Origin of the sequence: Rhodococcus sp. AG1013, from assembly GCF_003350365.1 — a bacterium.
GTDB lineage: Bacteria > Actinomycetota > Actinomycetes > Mycobacteriales > Mycobacteriaceae > Prescottella.
Genome location: NZ_QQAT01000005.1, coordinates 165631 through 182318, shown reverse-complemented (window position 1 = coordinate 182318; position 16688 = coordinate 165631). Strand labels below are relative to the sequence as shown.

The window sequence follows — 16688 nt, the reverse complement described above, 5'->3', positions numbered from 1 at the left end:
GCGGGATCGGGCGGTTGCTACGCGACAGGCTGCGCGTACTCGGTGTGCAGCTGCCCGGTGTATGCGGGAACCGTCAGGTGGCCGGATTCCTGCTGGGTGTATCCCAGGCCGTAGCGGACGGCGTACTGCTTGAACGTCTTGATGCCGGGCTCGTTCGCGAGGGTCGCGGCGAGCCGGGCCGGGTCGCCGATCGCGGTCACCACGTACGGCGGGCTGTACGTGCGCCCGTGCAGCAGCAGCGTGTTCCCGATGCACCGCGGCGCCGATGTGTTCACGATCCGCTGGTCCTGCATCGCGATCGCCTCGGCGCCACCTGTCCACAGCGCGTTGAGCACGCTCTGCACATCCTGTTGGTGGACCACGAGGTCGTCGGGCGACGCCCCGGCCGGGTATTTGCCGTCGGCGTCGCGGGGGGCGTCGGTGAGGGTGACGACGACACCGGGCCCGGTGAGGGCGGTCAGCCCGGCCGCGGAGGCAAGCGCGCGGCTCTGGTCCAGCGCCTCGGCGACTCGGGTGTCGGTGCCGGCCGCATTCTCCTGCAGGTCCTGTACCTGCGCGGCCAGCTCGTCACGGGTGCGGGCGGCGGCGTCCGCCTCGGTCTGGGCACGGCGCACGAGGTCGGACAAACGGGTCGAATCGGCGGCGCGGATTTCGTTGCCGTGCGAGACTTGCCGCGTGGTCGCCAGCAGTAGCCCCGCGACCAGGCAGACCACGAGGACGGCAATCGGCCAGAAGCCGAACCGCGGGCGGTTGCCCTGCGGCTCCTCCTCCACGTCCGGCACCCTCGACCACCACTCCCACCACGGACGATTCGGTGCGCGACCGGTCCTGGCTGTGCTTGTTTGAGTTAGCGTGTATTACACAACAGGTACTGCCGAATGTACCTTGTCGGCCCGGACCGATCCGGGCACCGCGCTCGCCGCGCGACCGATCCGCCCCGAGCCCGCTGGGCCCATCCACACGAATAAGGAAGTCATGCCGAAGTCGAAGGTCCGGAAGAAGACCGACTACACGATCAATCCCGCGAACCGCACCCCGGTGAAGGTGAAGGCCGGGCCGTCGAGCGCGCTGTACGTGTCGGTGATGCTCGGATTCATGCTGGTCGGACTGGCCTGGCTGATTGTGTACTACCTCGCGGGCGAAAACCTCACATGGATGAACAACTTGGGGGCCTACAACTTCCTCATCGGCTTCGGCTTCATGGTCGTGGGCCTGATCATGACGATGAGATGGCGTTGACCTGCCGGTCTGTTTCAGCGACCGAGTTATCCCCAGGCAGTCAATTACACGCGTGTTATTCATCCCCAGTGTGGATAACCTCTGTGGATAACGGGGGTACTTGTCCACATGCCTGAGGATGAAGTCGATCATGAACCGCCGCTCGAGTGGTCTACCCCACTCGGCGCGGTGGTGGCTCTCGCCGCCGGCGGCATCGCCATGCTCCTCGCGGCGCTGCTGCTGGGACTCGACGCGCCGGGACAGTTCCTGGCCGTGCTGGCCGCGGTCGGGATGTTCGTGCTCGCCGGTCTCGGCGCAAGACAGCGCCCCAAACTCGCGATCGTGCGCGACGCCGGTGGCGCGGGCGGCTCCGCCGTCGCGGTGACGCGGTTGACGGGCCGGCGCACGTACCGGCCCGACGACATCGCCCGGATCCGCATCGTCCGCTACCCGCGGCTCGGCCGGCGGGTGCCGATGCTCGAGATCGACGCCGTCGATCCCGACGGCGCCGAACGTCTGCTGATCTTCGGACGCTGGGACCTGGGCGTCGACCCGGTGGTGGTGTTCGACGCCCTGTCCGTGCACCGACTGGTGCCGCCGGAGGATCGGGCCGCGGGCAGCGACTGACCGGCGCTACGGTCAGATGGCGGCGACGGCGGCAGCGGTGACGACCAGCGTCAGCAGTCCGACGCCACCGAGGGCGAACCAACCGGCGGTGCCGGCGGTCTTACGGTCCCTGGCGCCGACGGCACCCGGGACGTACAGGAGGGCAGCGGTCGCGGCGGCACCGGCGACCAGGCCGCCCATGTGCCCCCACAGGGAGATCCCGGGGATCGTGACGCTGATGATCACGTTGATCGCGATGACCGCCAGCACCGGCATCGGACTGCGCTTGAGCCGGAGCAGGATCACCGCCTGCGCACCGAGCAGACCGAAGATCGCGCCCGACGCGCCCGCGGTGGGGATCAGCGGGTCGAGCATCAGTACTGACGCCGATCCGCCGAGCAGCGCGATCACATAGACCGCGAGGTAGCGCGCCCGCCCGAGCACCATCTCGGTGTCCCGGCCGATCACGTACAGCGCGAACATGTTGACGGCCAGATGCATCAGGCCGATGTGCAGGAATCCGCTGGTGACGATCCGGCTGAACTCGCCGGCGGCGACGGCCGGACCCCACAGCACCCAGTCGAGGAACAGCGGCGACGCGATGTGGTTGTCCATCACGCTGCGGGACTGCACGGCGGTGACCGCGAAGATCAGCACGTTGACCGCGATCAGGACGTACGTCAGCAGCGGCGTCGGCAGTTGCGTGCGTACCGGTGCACCGGCGACGGTACGTGCCTGCGGCACATCACGCTGACCAGCGGCGACACAGTCGACGCACTGGTGGCCGACGGAGGCGGCACGCAGGCAGTCCGGGCACGCCGGACGACCGCAGCGGGTGCAGGAGAGGGCGGTGGGACGATCGGGGTGGTGCACGCACCTCGGCTGAGGTGGCGGGGTGCCCTCGCTCGCCGTGCCACCCCAGCCGGGGTTCGTCATTCGTGGATCCTTACGCGATGGTGATGTTGTTGATCACGACGTCGTCGACCGGGCGGTCGCCGCGGTCCGTCGCGGTGGTGGCGATGGCGTCGACGACCTTCTTCGACTCCTCGTCCAGCACCTCACCGAAGATGGTGTGGCGGCGGTTCAGGTGCGGGGTGGGGCCGACCGTGATGAAGAACTGCGAGCCGTTGGTGCCCGGGCCGGCGTTGGCCATGGCCAGCAGGTAACCGCGGTCGAACTGCAGCTCCGGGTGGAACTCGTCGCCGAACTTGTAGCCCGGGCCGCCGCGACCGGTGCCGGTCGGGTCGCCGCCCTGGATCATGAAGCCGTCGATGACGCGGTGGAAGACGGCGCCGTCGTAGAACGGGCCGGAGGCCTCGCCCTTGGCGTTCTGCGTGGAGTACTCCTTGGAACCGTCGGCCAGGCCGACGAAGTTCTCGACGGTCTTCGGCGCGTGGTTACCGAACAGGGCGATCTTGATGTCGCCGCGGTTGGTGTGCAGCGTTGCGGTAGCAGTCTGTGAAGTCACCCCCCTATCGTGCCATTGCGCTCCGGGCGACGTGTGCGAGCTGTGTAAGAGTGGAGGCATGACGCGTGCGACCAAGAGTGATTCCACCCCGACGTCCTCGGCCGGCCGCCGACGGGTGCTGATCGGACTCGGTGCGGTCGTGGCCGCGGTGGGGGCGGCCGTCGTCGCGCTCACCCGACGGCCCGACATGCCGCCGGTGGCGGCCGAGCCGCCGTCGGTGACCGACCCGCGCTAGCCGCTCACGGAACCCGGCAGGTGGTCGGCGCCGGCCGACCCGCGAAGCGGTCGGTCATCCAGGTGACCGACTCCGGCACCCCGAACACGTACGGGAGCGCGTGGTTGAGTCCCGTGCCCGGGTTGATCGGCGGTAACGGATTCAGCGGCTCACCGGTGCGGGTGAACGCCTCCGTGCGCTGGAACCCGTACGTCGCCTTCGTCTCGTTGACGCACTGGTTCTGCACGTCGGCGAGCATCTGCCGGCCGCGGTCGTTGAGTTCGGAATCGATCAGCTCCCGGGCCTCCGGATAGGTCTGATGCGAGTAGCCCCAGAACCCGACGGGAGCGTGCGGCCTGAGCGCGGTGCCGGGCAGGCGCATCGCGGCGCGGGCCGCGTCGAGCACGGCGTGTGCCTCCGACGCCCGGTTGACGTACGAGTGTGTCCCCGGGGTTCCGAGCCCCTCGTAGTCGGTGATCACCACCGCGATCCCCTGCGACAGCAATGCGTTGACGAACACCATCTCGTACGACGTCACCGTCTCGCTCGGCGAGACGTACCGGATCACGTCGCCGAGCGTCCGGGACGGCGCACACTGATCGCCCTGGCCCTGGGTGCCGGCCGCCATACTCACCAGCGGACGCGGACCGGGTCCGGTCCACGGCAGTGCCGGATCGAAGTAGGCGCCGGTGACCATGTTGGGTACCCCCACCTGCCACACCAGCGGCATCGGCTCGGCCCGGATCACGTCCCCGGCCGGGCCCGCGGGTAACCCCGGCGGCGGGAGGTAGAAGTCCGGTGGCGCCGCCGCGGCCGGTGCACCGGCCACCATTACACCGATCACCGCCGCCGCTGCGGCACACCACCTCCCGATCACGACTTCCTCCCGTCGTCGCGCCGACGTCGTGCTACTTGGGTGAGGCCCCCCACAGGACCGTCTCGAGGTTGTACCGGGTCATGCGCTCGGTGGAGACACGCGGCAGTCCGTGTGTGGACCACAGGATCTCGCCCATGCACTGGAACACCAACCGAGTCGATCCCGGCATCGTGACGCTGCCGTCACGCACGCCCGCCGCGAAGGCGCGATCCCACACTCGCAGCAACTTGCGGCCGTCCTTCTTCAGGAAGTCGAAGTGCTCCTTGCCGGTGAGCATCACCCACGACTTGAGAATCGCGATCTCGGCGTCGAACCGCTTACCGGCCGCACTGCGCATCCGGATCAGTGCGTCAATGGTCTCTAGCGGTGTCCCGCCCACCGCCCCGACCTCCTCGTGCGCGGCGCGCATGCGGGACGAGAAGTGCTGCAGGATCGCGACGAGGATTGCTTCCCGCGACTCGAAGTGGTGGTACAGGCTGCCCTGGGTCAGCCCCACCGCGGTGGCGATGTCCCGGGTCGTCGTCGCATCGAACCCGCGTTCGGCGAACACGAACCGGGCAGCATCGAGGATGCGATCCTGCTTGTCGGACAAGATCATCGAGTCCTCGCGGTCCCACGACGCGATCACCTTGCGCGCCACCCGGGCGGACGCCGAGTCGGACAGATCGTCGTCGGCAGGCTTGGTTGCGAGTCCGCCGAACAACATGTCGATCGTGCAACCCGCGACCTTGCGCGCCGAGAATCCGGTGGGCGCGAGCGTCGCGCTGTGCGTGAGCGCGACCCGTAGTACCTCGCGCAGGATCCGGGAATCGACCTCGGAGCGCAGTACGCCCGCCTGCTCGGCATTGCGAATCAGCGTCTGCCACTTCTTCTCCGACCACCGCGGCTCGGCCGCGAGGAGGCCCTGAAGCTCCTCGTCCCGCGTCCCGGGTACACCCAGGCACACCTGCAGTGCGCCGGGATGGCGGGCGGACGCGTCGGCGATGTCCAGCGCGAATCGCCGGATCGCCTCGATCGGGGAGTCCGACGCCACCGCGGGACGCTGCACCGCGACGACGATGTCGTCGCGCAGGCCCCGGACCATCGTCGCGGCCAACGCTTCCTTCGAATCGAAGTGGTAATACAGGCTGCCGGCCAGCATCCCGGTGGCGCCCGCGATGTCCCGCATCGACGTACCCGTATATCCCTTGGCCGCGAACAGTTCCGACGACGCCGTCAGGATCTCGTCACGCTTGTCCGGCCGTTCCTTCCCGCCCTCGGCCGAGACCGGTACCTTTCCGGTACGACTCACTTCATCCCCCTGCTTCCATGGCCTACCGACCTTTGTCAGATCACCGGTCGCGGCGACGTGCCGCGACCGGACACCGTGCCGTGCATCGCCCGTCCGATCACCAGTGGACGAACCAACGCCGGCATCCCCTGCCACGCTCCATGATCGACCTCGACGTCCCCGAACGCCCCCGAGATCGATGACAGAGTACGGCGATCACACCGGCACCCCTGCCCGAACACCGACCACGGCCCGGCGAGGCGATCCTGCCGCCGCGCCAGAGCCGGATCCTCCGAGCGTACGTGCTCGCAGAACAGGAAACGACCGTTCGGACGCAGTACCCGAGCGATCTCGCCTAGGACCGCATCGGGGTCCGGCACGGTGCACAGCACGAGCGTGCTCACGACGGTGTCGACGGTGCCGGTCGCGGCGGGCAACCGGTGCCCCGGCGCCTCGACCACCTCGGCGTCGGGCCGCAACGTCCGCACCCGATTGCGCAGTCGCGCCGCCATCGGGGCGATGGGCTCCGTCAACACCAGCGACGACACGGTCGTCGGGTAGTACGGCACGTTGAGCCCGGTACCGGCACCGATCTCGAGAACCGCGCCCTCGGCCGACGCCAGCAGTCGGCGCCGGCGCTCCGCCATTCCGCGTCGCTCCGCCTTCACCAACATCGGGTCGTACACCGCGGCACCGGCCCTTGCCCACAACGAACGGACGGGTCCGCTCACCACCTCGTTCACACGCACGCGTCCATTTGAGCGCCAAATGGACGTTCGTGTAGTGGTTTCACCCGGAATAGACCACGGTACAACTATCCGACCCCGACGCGACGCGGCGTCGGGGTCGGGGTCGGATGACGTTGAACGTCAGGGGGTTATGAAGTCGATGAAGGCCTGCCGCATCGGAGGCCCGCCCTGGATGTCCATTCCGATCGCTGCTCCGACGAATCCTCCGACGATCAGACCGGGGATGCACCCGCCGATCACGCCGACTATGCATCCGACCAGCAGTCCCACCGCGGAACCGACGATGTTGCCGATGATTGCGCCCGCCTGGTTCTTCTGGGCCTCTTCGATCAGCTTCTGCTGCGCAACCGGGTCGTCGATGCGGACCGGATTGGTCTGCAACGGATTTCGATCCGGCGTCAGCGTCAGCGTGCGCCCGTCCGTCCCCACACTGCCCACGATCGGGAACATTTGCCCGTCGAGGCGGTACGCCAGCGGAACGGCGCCGACGACGGTGCCGTCGTCGCGCACGACGCTCACCTGCGCACCGTCCGCCTCGATGCGGAACGTGCCGGCATCGAGCACCGTCGTGACCGTCGCACCGGACGGGTCGACCGCGGTGGTGAACCCGACGCCCTGGTCGTTCCCCTGGGCCGACGCGGTATTCACGATCGCGGCCGGATCGGCCGAGGCGGTGCCGGCACCGACGGCAACGGTCATCGCAACGAAAGCGGCTGTGGCGACTATCTTCCCGAGCTTCATGGCAGCTCCCGAGGTGGGCGAGTCGAACTGGGCCTCGCCACAGGATATCCAGCCACCTGTGATGCCAGTCCCAGTTCGAACCATTCCCGCACTGAACGAACGGTATGCGTGCTATGCGCGGGAGGACCGCTCCGATCGCCTTCACCCGTTTCGTCATTCGCGGCTGGGGCCATCCGACCGCAGCGCTGCGATACCCTCGCAAACTGAAACAGGTTCCAACTATGGAGGAGCAGCATGGCCGCGTCACGCGAGAGCATCCGGAGCACCGTCGAGAGCTACATCAAGGCTGTCGCGAGCGGCACCGCCGACGACGTCCTGGCGCTGTACGCCGAGGGCGCCAGCGTCGAGGATCCCGTGGGCACCGAGCCCCGCACCACGCGCGAGTCGATCCGTGAGTTCTACGCGATCATCGAGCCGCTGGACCAGGAGGCCGAGCTGGTGACGCTGCGCATCGCGGCCAACACCGCGGCCTTCCACTTCCGTCTGATCACGAAGATCGGCGATCAGACCGTCGAGATCGCACCCATCGACATCATGGAGTTCGACGACGCCGGCAAGATCGTCAGCATGCGCGCCGTCTGGGGCCAGGAAGACATGATCACGGGCTGATCGACCCGCCCGGGCCCCCAGAAGCCCCCCAGCCGCCCTGCTGCGCGCAGAATCGCCGCCCGCGCGCCGTCTACCGCGCAGCGCACCATGTCGCGCGCAGCAGGGCGTGTGCGACGTCCGTCGTGACATGGGACCCGGGAAACGGACCCACGAAGCGGACCCAGGAAACGCAAAAGGCGCTCTCCCGAAGGAAAGCGCCTGCGTTGTGAAACTTTGTGGAGCCTAGGAGATTCGAACTCCTGACATCTGCCTTGCAAAGGCAGCGCTCTACCAACTGAGCTAAGGCCCCGTCTGCACTGGTTCCGGAAACCGGATTCAGCGACTTGTGACCTCGTGCCAGACATCTTCACCGTGTCGCTTGGACAGCAACTTGGCAAGCCCGAGAGCCACCAGCAATCCGGCTCCCGCAATCAGGATGACCTTCACGTTGGTAACCCCTTCGTTGGCACGTGGAGTGGGCCTAGGAGGACTTGAACCTCCGACCTCTTCGTTATCAGCGAAGCGCTCTAACCGCCTGAGCTATAGGCCCTTGAACCGGGCAGAAGATTACCCCACCGAAGCGTCGGATACCAAAACGGCTCCGGCGGGGCACTCTTTTGCCTGGTCAGTCGGGGTCTGCCAAAGTGACCTGCACGCCGCCGACCAGGTCGGAACACAGGTTGTAGATGAACGAACCGATCGTCGCGATCGCTGTGATAAGCACCACATTGATCAGCCCGATCAGGGCCGAGTAACCGAACACCTGACCGGACGTCACCAGTCCACCGCTGCCGGTGTCGGTCACGATCTCGGTGAAGGCACTGTTGAGCCTGTCCCACACGCCCATGCCGTCGAGAACGACGTACAGCAGGCCCACGGCGACCATCCACACGAAGAACAGCGCCACCGAGATCACCAGCGACACCTTGAGCATCGACCACGGGTCGACGCGGCGCACCTGGACCGTCGCCCGTAGTCCCTCACCCTCGGCCGGGGTCGACACGGTGAGCGCGGCAGCGGCCGCCTTGCGGGCCGAGCCGGCTGCAGCCGGGGCACCGGCGGGCACCGGATGCTTCACCGCCGACAGGTCCGGCATGTCCTTTGCCAGATCGGTGCGGGCGATGCTGCGGGTGGGCCCGTCGATGACCGCCGCCTTCGACTTGGCCGCGGCCTTCGCCGCCGCCTTCGCGGTCTGTCCCGCCTCCGGGCCGCCCGCACCCCCCTGCGGCCCGCCAGGGGCCGCAGGAGAGGACGTGGGTGGCTTCGGGGCCGCCGTACCGGTCACGACGGGCCGGGCGGGCCTGCTGGGCCCGGCCGGCGGCTGAGCCTGGGGCTGAGCCGGCGGCTTGGGAGCGGCCGTGCCCGTCACGACGGGCCGGGTGGACTTGGCCGGGGCAGACGGGGCCGCCTTGCCGTTGGTGCTCGGCTTGGCCGGGCCGACGGGAGGCTTGGGCCCCCCGACCTGACCCGGCGCACCCTGACCCGGCGCACCCTGACCCGGGACGGGACCCGGGCGGCTCAGGTTGGTCTGCGGCACACGCTGCTGTTGCTGCTGTCCCCGCTGCCACGGCGGCGTCTGTCCCGGCCGCTTCTGCTCGGGCGCCTTCTGCTCCGCCGGCTTCTGCACAGGTGCCTTCTGCTCCGCGGGCTTCTGCACAGGTGCCTTCTGCTCCGCCGGCTTCTGGACCGGAGGCTTCTGCGGACCCGGACCCTGCGCGGGAGCGCTGCCCTGCGCGGGAGCGGCCGACTCGGCCGACCCCGCAGCAGGATTCGCGTCGGCCGAGCCGGAGGCCGGCTTACCGGGCGTTTCGTCCGGCTTACCGTCCTTCTTGCCGTCGCCGGGCTGTTGGGGAGTGCTCAACTACGACTCCTTCGCTCCATCGGACGAACCCGCAGCAGCTTCCTCGGGCTCGTCGGCGTTACGCGCGATCGCGAGCAGGGTGTCACCCTCCCCGAGGTTCATCAACCGCACGCCCTTCGTCTGACGGCCGGCCTTACGCACCTGCTTGGCTGCGGTGCGGATGACACCGCCGCCCGACGTGATCGCGTACAGCTCGTCGTCGTCGTCGACGATGACCGCACCGACAAGGGTGCCACGTTTCGGGTCGTACTGGATGGTGAGAACGCCCTTTCCGCCACGACCCTGAGCGACGTAGTCCTCGATGGGCGTGCGCTTGGCGTAGCCACCGGAGGTGGCGACCAGCAGGTACGTGCCCTCACGGACCACGTTGAGCGAGAGCAGTTCGTCGTCCTGGTTGAACCGCATGCCCTGCACACCGGACGTCGCGCGGCCCATCGGGCGCAGCGCCTCGTCGGTCGCGGCGAACCGGATCGACTGTCCCTTGGCCGAGACCAGCAGCAGGTCCTCGTCGGACGAGCACAGCACCGCGCCCACCAGTTCGTCCTCGCCGCGCAGGTTGACGGCGACGATGCCGCCGCTGCGGTTGGAGTCGAAGTCGGTGAGCTTGGACTTCTTGACCAGGCCGTTGCGGGTCGCGAGCACCAGGTACGGCGCGTCCTCGTACGTCTTGATCTGGATGATCTGCGCGATCCGCTCGTCCGGCTGGAACGCCAGCAGGTTCGCGACGTGCTGGCCGCGGGCGGTGCGGCTGGCCTCGGGCAGCTCGTACGCCTTGGCGCGGTACACGCGACCCTTGGTGGTGAAGAACAGGATCCAGTCGTGCGTGGAGCTGACGAAGAAGTGCTTGACCAGGTCGTCCTGCTTGAGCCCGGCACCCTGCACGCCCTTGCCGCCGCGCTTCTGCGAGCGGTACAGGTCGGTTCGGGTCCGCTTGGCGTAGCCGGTCTCGGTGATCGTGACGACGACGTCCTCGCGGGCGATGAGGTCCTCGTCGGTGACATCGCCGTCGGCCGCGATGATCCGGGTGCGGCGGTCGTCGCCGTACTTGTCCACGATCTCCGTGAGCTCGTCACGCACGATCGCGCGCTGACGCTCCGGCTTGGCGAGAATGTCCTTGTAGTCGGCGATTTCGCGCTCGATCTCGGCCAACTCGTCGATGATCTTCTGACGCTCGAGGGCGGCCAGGCGACGCAGCTGCATCGCGAGGATCGCGTCGGCCTGGATGTCGTCGACGTCGAGCAGGTTGATCAGGCCGGCGCGGGCGATGTCGACGGTCTGCGACGCGCGGATGAGCGCGATGACCTCGTCGAGCGCGTCCAGTGCCTTGACCAGACCGCGCAGGATGTGGGCCCGCTCCTCGGCCTTGCGCAGCAGGTAGCGCGTGCGCCGGACGATGACCTCGAGCTGGTGCGTGGTGTACAGGCGGATCATCTGGTCCAGACGCAGGGTGCGCGGCACCCCGTCGACGATGGACAGCATGTTCGCGCCGAAGCTGGTCTGCAGCTGCGAGTGCTTGTAGAGGTTGTTCAGCACCACCTTCGCAACCGCGTCACGCTTGATGACGACGACGATGCGCATGCCGACACGGTCCGAGGACTGGTCCTCGATCTTGGAGATGCCAGCGATCTTGCCGTCGCGCACCTGCTCGGCGACCGAGGTGATCAGGTTGTCCGGGTTGACCTGGTAGGGCAGCTCGGTGATGACGATCTGGGTGGCACCGCGATCCGATTCCTCGATCTCGACGACACCGCGCATGCGGATCGAGCCGCGGCCGGTGCGGTAGGCGTCCTGGATGCCCTGGCCGCCGACGATCAGGCCCGAGGTCGGGAAGTCGGGGCCCTTGACCCGCTCCATGACGGCCTCGAGGGTGGCTTCCTCGTCGGCCTCGTGGTTGTCGAGCGCCCAGTAGATGGCCTCGGCGACCTCGCGCAGGTTATGCGGCGGGATGTTGGTGGCCATACCGACGGCGATACCGCCGGAACCGTTGATCAGCAGGTTCGGGATACGGCTCGGCAGAACCGTCGGCTCCTGCGTCTTGCCGTCGTAGTTCGGGACGAAATCGACTGTGTCGTGGTCGATCTCGCGCACCATCTCCATGGCGAGCGGCGTGAGACGGCACTCGGTGTAACGCATCGCGGCCGCGCCGTCGTTGCCGCGGGAACCGAAGTTGCCCTGGCCGTCGACCAGCGGGTAGCGCAGCGACCACGGCTGCGCCATGCGCACGAGGGTGTCGTAGATGGAGCTGTCGCCGTGCGGATGGTAGTTACCCATCGTGTCGGCGACCGGGCGCGCGGACTTCACGTAGCCGCGGTCCGGGCGGTAGCCGTTGTCGTACATCGCGTACAGGACGCGGCGGTGCACGGGCTTGAGGCCGTCGCGCACGTCGGGCAGCGCGCGGCCCACGATCACGCTCATCGCGTAGTCGATGTAGCTGGACTGCATCTCCTGCTGGATGTCCACCGGCTCGATGCGGTCGTGCCCCGATTCCTCTGGCGGCAACGTGGTGTCAGTCATCGGCTCCTCTTCTTCTCAGCAAAACGGTCCTGGTAGAGCCTGTGGACCCTGGGCGTGCGAAGCGTTGAAGCTCGATGGCTCCGATGCCAGGCACGCGCAACCCGTCAAGTCTATAGGTGCAGGTCAGCCAGACCTGGCAGCACTCGCTGATTGCCCGGCCTTCCGCGTCGAGTCGGATGCGCCGGCGAAGCTGGTGCCGGCGGGGTTCTACCCGACCGTCTGACCGAGCCGGGTGAGCGCGTACTGGGTGATCGCGACCAACGCGGCCTTCGCCGACTCCCGGTTGCGGGCGTCGATGGACAGGATCGGCACCTGCGCCGACACCGCGAGGGCCTGACGAATCTCCTCGAGTGGGTACCGCGGCGCGTCGTCGAACTCGTTGACCGCGACCACGAACGGCAGGTTGCGGGCCTCGAAATAGTCGACCGCGGCGAACGACTCGTCCAGTCTGCGGGTGTCGATCAACACGATCGCACCGATCGCACCGCGGATCAGGTCGTCCCACATGAACCAGAACCGCTGCTGTCCCGGCGTTCCGAACAGATACAGGACCAGGTCCGGTGCGAGGCTGATACGCCCGAAGTCCATCGCCACGGTGGTGGTCGACTTCTGTGGGGTGGCCGTGAGATTGTCCACACCGTCGGAGGCGTTGGTGACCAGCGCCTCCGTCCGCAGCGGGACGATCTCCGACACCGCGCCGACGAGAGTGGTCTTGCCGACGCCGAAGCCGCCCGCAATGACGATCTTGGTCGAGGTCACCCGGTTGCGCTCAGAGCTAGATGTTCCGTAGTCCACCGAGGACCCTTTCGATAAGTTCGCGACGTTCGGTGTCGCTCGCGTCGTCTTGGAGAGTTGCCAGGATCCGCAGGTGACCGGACTCGACGAGATCGGCGACGAGCACCCGTGCCACACCGATCGGCACACCCACTCGGGCGGCGATCTCGGCCACCGACGGCGACTGCGCGCACAGCGCAATGATCGTCGCCTCGATGTCTCCCAGGTCCGGGGTCTGATAATCCCGGGGCGGAAGCGCCTGGATCAGAGCCTCCAGCGCCAGTTCCACCGCCGGTTTCGTCCGGCCGGAAGTGAGCGAGTACGGGCGCACCAGGCTCGGCCCGCGCTCGCTCACCTCGTCGTACTCGTCGTTCATGGCCACGGTCCGGTCAGGATCCGAACATCGATCGCGGCGTGGCCTGCACGGAGCTGCCGACCCGCTCGACCAGCAGTGCCATCTCGTAGCCGACCTGCCCGATGTCGCACGACGAGGAGGTCAGCGCGGCCAGGTGCGATCCGTCGCCGACGCTCATCAGCAACAGGTAGCCGCGCTGCATCTCGACGACCGACTGCAGGACTCCGCCACCGTCGAAGAGGTTCGACACCCCCGCGGACAGGCTGGCGAGCCCGGAGGTGACCGCCGCGAGCTGCTCCGCACGATCGAGCGGCAGATGCTCGCTGCCCGCCATGAGCAGGCCGTCCGCGGACACCAGCACGGCGTGCGAGACGCCCGGGACCTCCCTGGCGAAATTCGAGACCAACCAGTCGAGCGGGCGGGCGCCGCCGGAGCCCTGATCCCCGTTCGACACCATTCCCTGATCGATACTCATCTGTCTCCTCCGATACTGGCGCGGTCGGCCGAGCTCACTGCGCGGCCCTCGCGAGTTCCCTTTTGGTGGCGGCTCAGGTTCTCACGGACGGCTTCCGGGTCACGCAGCCGCGACCGGTTCGCGCCCCGGTCGCCGGCGTCGACCCCACCCGGCACCAGCCGATGTCCCGGCTTACGCTGCGGCAGACCCGATTCGGTCCTGGCCTCGACCGGGGCCTCACTGGCCCGGTGTGCGGCGGTCCAACCCTGGTCGGCGGCCGACGTCCATTCGAACTTGCCGAGATTCTCCGACTCGGTCGGATCCGTGAGCCAGTCCGTGACCATGCCGGAGAAGATCGGCGTTCCGGTGGTCGTAACGTCCTGGGACGGAGCCACATTCGGACGCGGCTGGAAGAACGACGCGGTCTTGGCAGCGTTGCTCAGGTAACGGTGACGCCTTGCGGGCGGCGTGATGTCGACCGACTGGGCGCCCGGGGACTCGGTGGAGTCGGTACTGCCGAAAGCCGGTGCGGCGGGCTCGGACACGGGCGGCAGCGGCGCGGGCGCCTGTGCGGGCGGAGGCGTCGGCGGAGGCGTCGGCGGAGGCGAATACTGTTCCTCGGGCGCGTGGTGCACGGGAGCGGGATCCACCGGCAGTGGCGCGGGAACGGCGGCGCCGGGAGTGCGCCGCGGCAGTTCCGTCGCGCCGGGAGTGCGCCGCGGCAGCTCCGTCGCACCGGGAGTGCGCCGCGGCAGGGCGCTCGCCGGGTTCGCCGCGGGCACCGGCTCCTGCCGGGCGGGTTCGGCGACCAGTTGCGGCATCTCGCCGGAGTGGACAATGGTCACCTGCGGCAGCCCGGCGGTGCCCACGCGCGGGACCGGACCGGTCTGCGGCATCTCGAGCTGCGAGACCAGCAGGGTATCGGGAATGTGCACGCTCACGGTGACGCCCTGATCGGACGCGGACTCGTATGTCCGCCGCAGGCGGACCGTGAGCCGGTGGCGGGCCGCGAGGCGGCTGACCACGAACAGGCCCATGTGCCGGGCCGTCTCCGGACCGACCGCGCCACCCGATGCGAGACGCTCGTTGATCTCGTCCAGTTGTTCTGCGGGAATACCGATTCCACTGTCCTCGATCTCGAGGAGCACCCCGCCGTCGACGGCACGCGCGAACGTGATCCACACCTTGCTGTCCGGCGGGGAGGCACGCAGCGCATTGTCGAGCAGTTCGGCGAGCAGATGCGCGACGTCGGCCGCGACCGCACCGCTCAATGCGCCGTTCGGAGTGGACCCGAGCTGCACCCGCTGATAGTTCTCGACCTCGGACATCGCGGCGCGCACCGTGTCGCCGATCTGCACGGGGGCGGACTGGGCACGTCGGACCCGGTTACCGGACAGGATCAGCAGGTTGTCGCCGTTGCGGCGCATGCGGGCCGCGAGATGGTCGAGCCGGAACAGACTCTCGAGCCGCTTGGGGTCCTTCTCCTCGAATTCGAGGTTCTCGATCAGGCCCAACTGCTGGTCGACCAGCGACTTGCTGCGCCGGGCCAGGGTCTCGAACATGTCGCCGATCTGCAGCCGGAGGTGCGCCTGCTCGCCGGCGAGCCGGAGTGCCTGACCGTGCATGTCGTCGACGGCGCGCGCGAGCTGGCCGATCTCCTCGGTGGTGTGCACCGGGATCGGTTCGAAGTCGGTGACCGCGGAGCCGTCGCCGACCTTGATCCGTTCGATCGCCTCGGGCAGGTCCACGTTGGCCACCTCGAGCGTTCCGCGCCGGAGTCGGCGGATCGGGCGGATCAGCGACCGGGCGACCAGCACACCCAGCACGATCGTCGCGAGGAGCGTCAGAAGCACCACGACCGCGGCGCGCAACGCTGCGGCGGAAGTCTCGTCGGCGCGCGCGGCCACCGTGTCAGCGATGGTGTTGGATGTCTTCGCGACGAGGCCGGTGTAGTTGTCGACGCTCGCGTACAACAGATCACGCATCTGGAACTGGATCTGGCTGGCCGGAGAGTTGATGATCAGGTCGAGACGAGCCCTCCCTGAATCCCGCGCCTTCTCGAGCACCGGCACCGAGTCCGGGTACGCGCGCATCATGGCGTCGATCAGCGCGAGCTCCGCACCGCCCGCGGCGACCATCGCGCTCGGCGGCTTGGAGGTGTCCATCAGGTGGGTCATCATGCCGGCGACCTGGTCCGTCAGGGCCTGCTGCGCACCAGCCAGGTCGTGCAGGTGACGGAAGGCAACGATGACGGTGGGGTCGTCGATGGGTCCGACGATCTCGTCGACGACGCGCATCAGGTCATCGCGTACCTTCGCGGTCTCGGCCGGCAGGTTCGGGCGGGCCACGGTGCCGGACTCGATGTCGGCCACGAGGCTCTCGACCACGACCAGTGAGGACCGCACCAGGTCGGCCAGGTCGGCGGGCATCGCGGGATTGTCCGCGGCGGCGTGAGCCGCGACGACCGATTCGTTGAAGTCCCCGAGGTCCGATTTCTTGAACGTACCGGCCGCGTAGCCGGCGGAGAGCAGGCCGAATTCGTTGCTGAGCGTGACGATGTCGGGAACACCCGCGACCCGGTCCGCGGTGTTGCTGTATCTCACTGCACGACTGAACTCGTCCTTCACCTGCAGACCGCCCAGCACCATTGCCACGGTGATCGGGAGTGCCACCACCGCGGTGACCTTCCAGCGCAGACCCCAGCCCTCGAGGTTCCACAGCCTCCCCAGCCTGCTGACAGGCGGCGATTGGGTCTTCATCGTCCAAGCTCACTTTCCACCCAGGTCCAGCACAAGATGCCGCGCTCGTGCCCTCCCCCGGACCACAGAACAAGTTTCGCCGGAGGGAGTCGAGGACAGCCCTGGGCGGTTCCGGAGTCTAAATGCTCCGGGACGCCAGGCAGAGCCTTATCGTTCCCGAGTCGATATCGTGTCGTGATTCATGTGGACGACCGACCCCCGCGCTGTTCGGTCGACCCCGACCGAACAGGCACAGTGATA

General features: G+C 68.1%; 17 protein-coding genes and 2 tRNA genes. 4 read left to right on the top strand and 15 right to left on the bottom strand.

The features are described 5' to 3' along the window. Window positions 1–17: 17 nt before the first annotated feature. Window positions 18–782, bottom strand: a complete 765-nt coding sequence (locus DEU38_RS09415) for a DUF881 domain-containing protein (protein ID WP_114720315.1) — start codon at window positions 780–782, stop codon at window positions 18–20. A gap of 193 nt (window positions 783–975) precedes the next feature. Between DEU38_RS09415 and crgA the strand changes: the two genes are divergently transcribed. Together crgA and DEU38_RS09405 are read left to right on the top strand one after the other, a co-directional pair. Further along, entirely contained in the window at window positions 976–1239 is a 264-nt protein-coding gene (gene crgA / locus DEU38_RS09410) for a cell division protein CrgA (protein ID WP_114720478.1), read from the top strand. A 108-nt stretch (window positions 1240–1347) separates the two neighbouring features. Further along, a complete protein-coding gene (locus DEU38_RS09405; protein ID WP_114720313.1) occupies window positions 1348–1845 on the top strand; it encodes a PH domain-containing protein in 498 nt (165 codons plus the stop codon). A 12-nt stretch (window positions 1846–1857) separates the two neighbouring features. Here DEU38_RS09405 and DEU38_RS09400 read toward each other — a convergent pair whose 3' ends face one another. After that, complete coding sequence (locus DEU38_RS09400) at window positions 1858–2760, bottom strand: rhomboid family intramembrane serine protease (RefSeq protein WP_114720311.1); 903 nt, start codon at window positions 2758–2760, stop codon at window positions 1858–1860. 10 nt (window positions 2761–2770) lie between these two features. Beyond that, the gene (locus DEU38_RS09395) at window positions 2771–3292 is read right to left on the bottom strand and encodes a peptidylprolyl isomerase (RefSeq protein WP_114720309.1); all 522 of its coding nucleotides are present in this window, start codon (window positions 3290–3292) and stop codon (window positions 2771–2773) included. Window positions 3293–3350: 58 nt separating this feature from the next. Between DEU38_RS09395 and DEU38_RS28355 the strand changes: the two genes are divergently transcribed. Beyond that, a complete protein-coding gene (locus DEU38_RS28355; protein ID WP_181818717.1) occupies window positions 3351–3527 on the top strand; it encodes a hypothetical protein in 177 nt (58 codons plus the stop codon). Between the two features lie 4 nt (window positions 3528–3531). Here the strand turns inward: DEU38_RS28355 and DEU38_RS09390 are convergent, their stop codons facing one another. The 4 genes from DEU38_RS09390 to DEU38_RS09375 all read right to left on the bottom strand — a co-directional run bounded on the left by DEU38_RS09390 (window position 3532) and on the right by DEU38_RS09375 (window position 7143). Further along, window positions 3532–4383: a lipase family protein gene (locus tag DEU38_RS09390; RefSeq protein WP_114720307.1), complete on the bottom strand. Its 852-nt coding sequence runs from the start codon at window positions 4381–4383 to the stop codon at window positions 3532–3534. A gap of 31 nt (window positions 4384–4414) precedes the next feature. Continuing rightward, complete coding sequence (locus DEU38_RS09385) at window positions 4415–5674, bottom strand: TetR/AcrR family transcriptional regulator (RefSeq protein ID WP_114720305.1); 1260 nt, start codon at window positions 5672–5674, stop codon at window positions 4415–4417. Between the two features lie 35 nt (window positions 5675–5709). Next, a complete protein-coding gene (locus DEU38_RS09380; RefSeq protein WP_220181895.1) occupies window positions 5710–6402 on the bottom strand; it encodes a class I SAM-dependent methyltransferase in 693 nt (230 codons plus the stop codon). A 120-nt stretch (window positions 6403–6522) separates the two neighbouring features. After that, a complete protein-coding gene (locus DEU38_RS09375; RefSeq protein WP_114720303.1) occupies window positions 6523–7143 on the bottom strand; it encodes a hypothetical protein in 621 nt (206 codons plus the stop codon). Window positions 7144–7377: 234 nt separating this feature from the next. Here DEU38_RS09375 and DEU38_RS09370 point away from each other — a divergent pair, with 234 nt between their 5' ends. Continuing rightward, window positions 7378–7752, top strand: coding sequence for a nuclear transport factor 2 family protein (locus tag DEU38_RS09370; protein ID WP_114720301.1), 375 nt, complete (start codon window positions 7378–7380; stop codon window positions 7750–7752). Between the two features lie 216 nt (window positions 7753–7968). Here the strand turns inward: DEU38_RS09370 and DEU38_RS09365 are convergent. The 8 genes from DEU38_RS09365 to DEU38_RS09330 all read right to left on the bottom strand — a co-directional run bounded on the left by DEU38_RS09365 (window position 7969) and on the right by DEU38_RS09330 (window position 16448). Further along, window positions 7969–8041, bottom strand: a tRNA-Ala gene (locus DEU38_RS09365). 166 nt (window positions 8042–8207) lie between these two features. Continuing rightward, window positions 8208–8281: transfer RNA gene (locus DEU38_RS09360), tRNA-Ile, on the bottom strand. 75 nt (window positions 8282–8356) lie between these two features. Continuing rightward, complete coding sequence (locus tag DEU38_RS09355) at window positions 8357–9592, bottom strand: DUF3566 domain-containing protein (RefSeq protein ID WP_114720299.1); 1236 nt, start codon at window positions 9590–9592, stop codon at window positions 8357–8359. Then, a complete protein-coding gene (gene gyrA, locus DEU38_RS09350) occupies window positions 9593–12106 on the bottom strand; it encodes a DNA gyrase subunit A (protein ID WP_114720297.1) in 2514 nt (837 codons plus the stop codon). It abuts the gene before it with no gap. Between the two features lie 207 nt (window positions 12107–12313). Next, window positions 12314–12865, bottom strand: a complete 552-nt coding sequence (locus DEU38_RS09345) for an ATP/GTP-binding protein (RefSeq protein WP_114720295.1) — start codon at window positions 12863–12865, stop codon at window positions 12314–12316. A 16-nt stretch (window positions 12866–12881) separates the two neighbouring features. Beyond that, window positions 12882–13256, bottom strand: a complete 375-nt coding sequence (locus tag DEU38_RS09340) for a DUF742 domain-containing protein (protein WP_114720293.1) — start codon at window positions 13254–13256, stop codon at window positions 12882–12884. A 13-nt stretch (window positions 13257–13269) separates the two neighbouring features. Continuing rightward, window positions 13270–13692, bottom strand: a complete 423-nt coding sequence (locus tag DEU38_RS09335; RefSeq protein ID WP_114720291.1) for a roadblock/LC7 domain-containing protein — start codon at window positions 13690–13692, stop codon at window positions 13270–13272. Window positions 13693–13706: 14 nt separating this feature from the next. Then, a complete protein-coding gene (locus DEU38_RS09330) occupies window positions 13707–16448 on the bottom strand; it encodes an ATP-binding protein (protein WP_114720289.1) in 2742 nt (913 codons plus the stop codon). Window positions 16449–16688: the final 240 nt, after the last annotated feature.

What these genes read in the sequence shown, in the direction of transcription:
- DEU38_RS09405 (WP_114720313.1), top strand. Translation starts at nt 1,348, where the DNA reads ATGCCTGAGGATGAAGTCGATCATGAACCGCCGCTCGAGTGGTCTACC.
- DEU38_RS09340 (WP_114720293.1), bottom strand. Translation starts at nt 13,256, where the DNA reads ATGAACGACGAGTACGACGAGGTGAGCGAGCGCGGGCCGAGCCTGGTG.
- DEU38_RS09400 (WP_114720311.1), bottom strand. Translation starts at nt 2,760, where the DNA reads ATGACGAACCCCGGCTGGGGTGGCACGGCGAGCGAGGGCACCCCGCCA.
- DEU38_RS09335 (WP_114720291.1), bottom strand. Translation starts at nt 13,692, where the DNA reads ATGGTGTCGAACGGGGATCAGGGCTCCGGCGGCGCCCGCCCGCTCGAC.
- gyrA (WP_114720297.1), bottom strand. Translation starts at nt 12,106, where the DNA reads ATGACTGACACCACGTTGCCGCCAGAGGAATCGGGGCACGACCGCATC.
- DEU38_RS28355 (WP_181818717.1), top strand. Translation starts at nt 3,351, where the DNA reads ATGACGCGTGCGACCAAGAGTGATTCCACCCCGACGTCCTCGGCCGGC.
- DEU38_RS09330 (WP_114720289.1), bottom strand. Translation starts at nt 16,448, where the DNA reads ATGAAGACCCAATCGCCGCCTGTCAGCAGGCTGGGGAGGCTGTGGAAC.
- DEU38_RS09375 (WP_114720303.1), bottom strand. Translation starts at nt 7,143, where the DNA reads ATGAAGCTCGGGAAGATAGTCGCCACAGCCGCTTTCGTTGCGATGACC.
- DEU38_RS09370 (WP_114720301.1), top strand. Translation starts at nt 7,378, where the DNA reads ATGGCCGCGTCACGCGAGAGCATCCGGAGCACCGTCGAGAGCTACATC.
- crgA (WP_114720478.1), top strand. Translation starts at nt 976, where the DNA reads ATGCCGAAGTCGAAGGTCCGGAAGAAGACCGACTACACGATCAATCCC.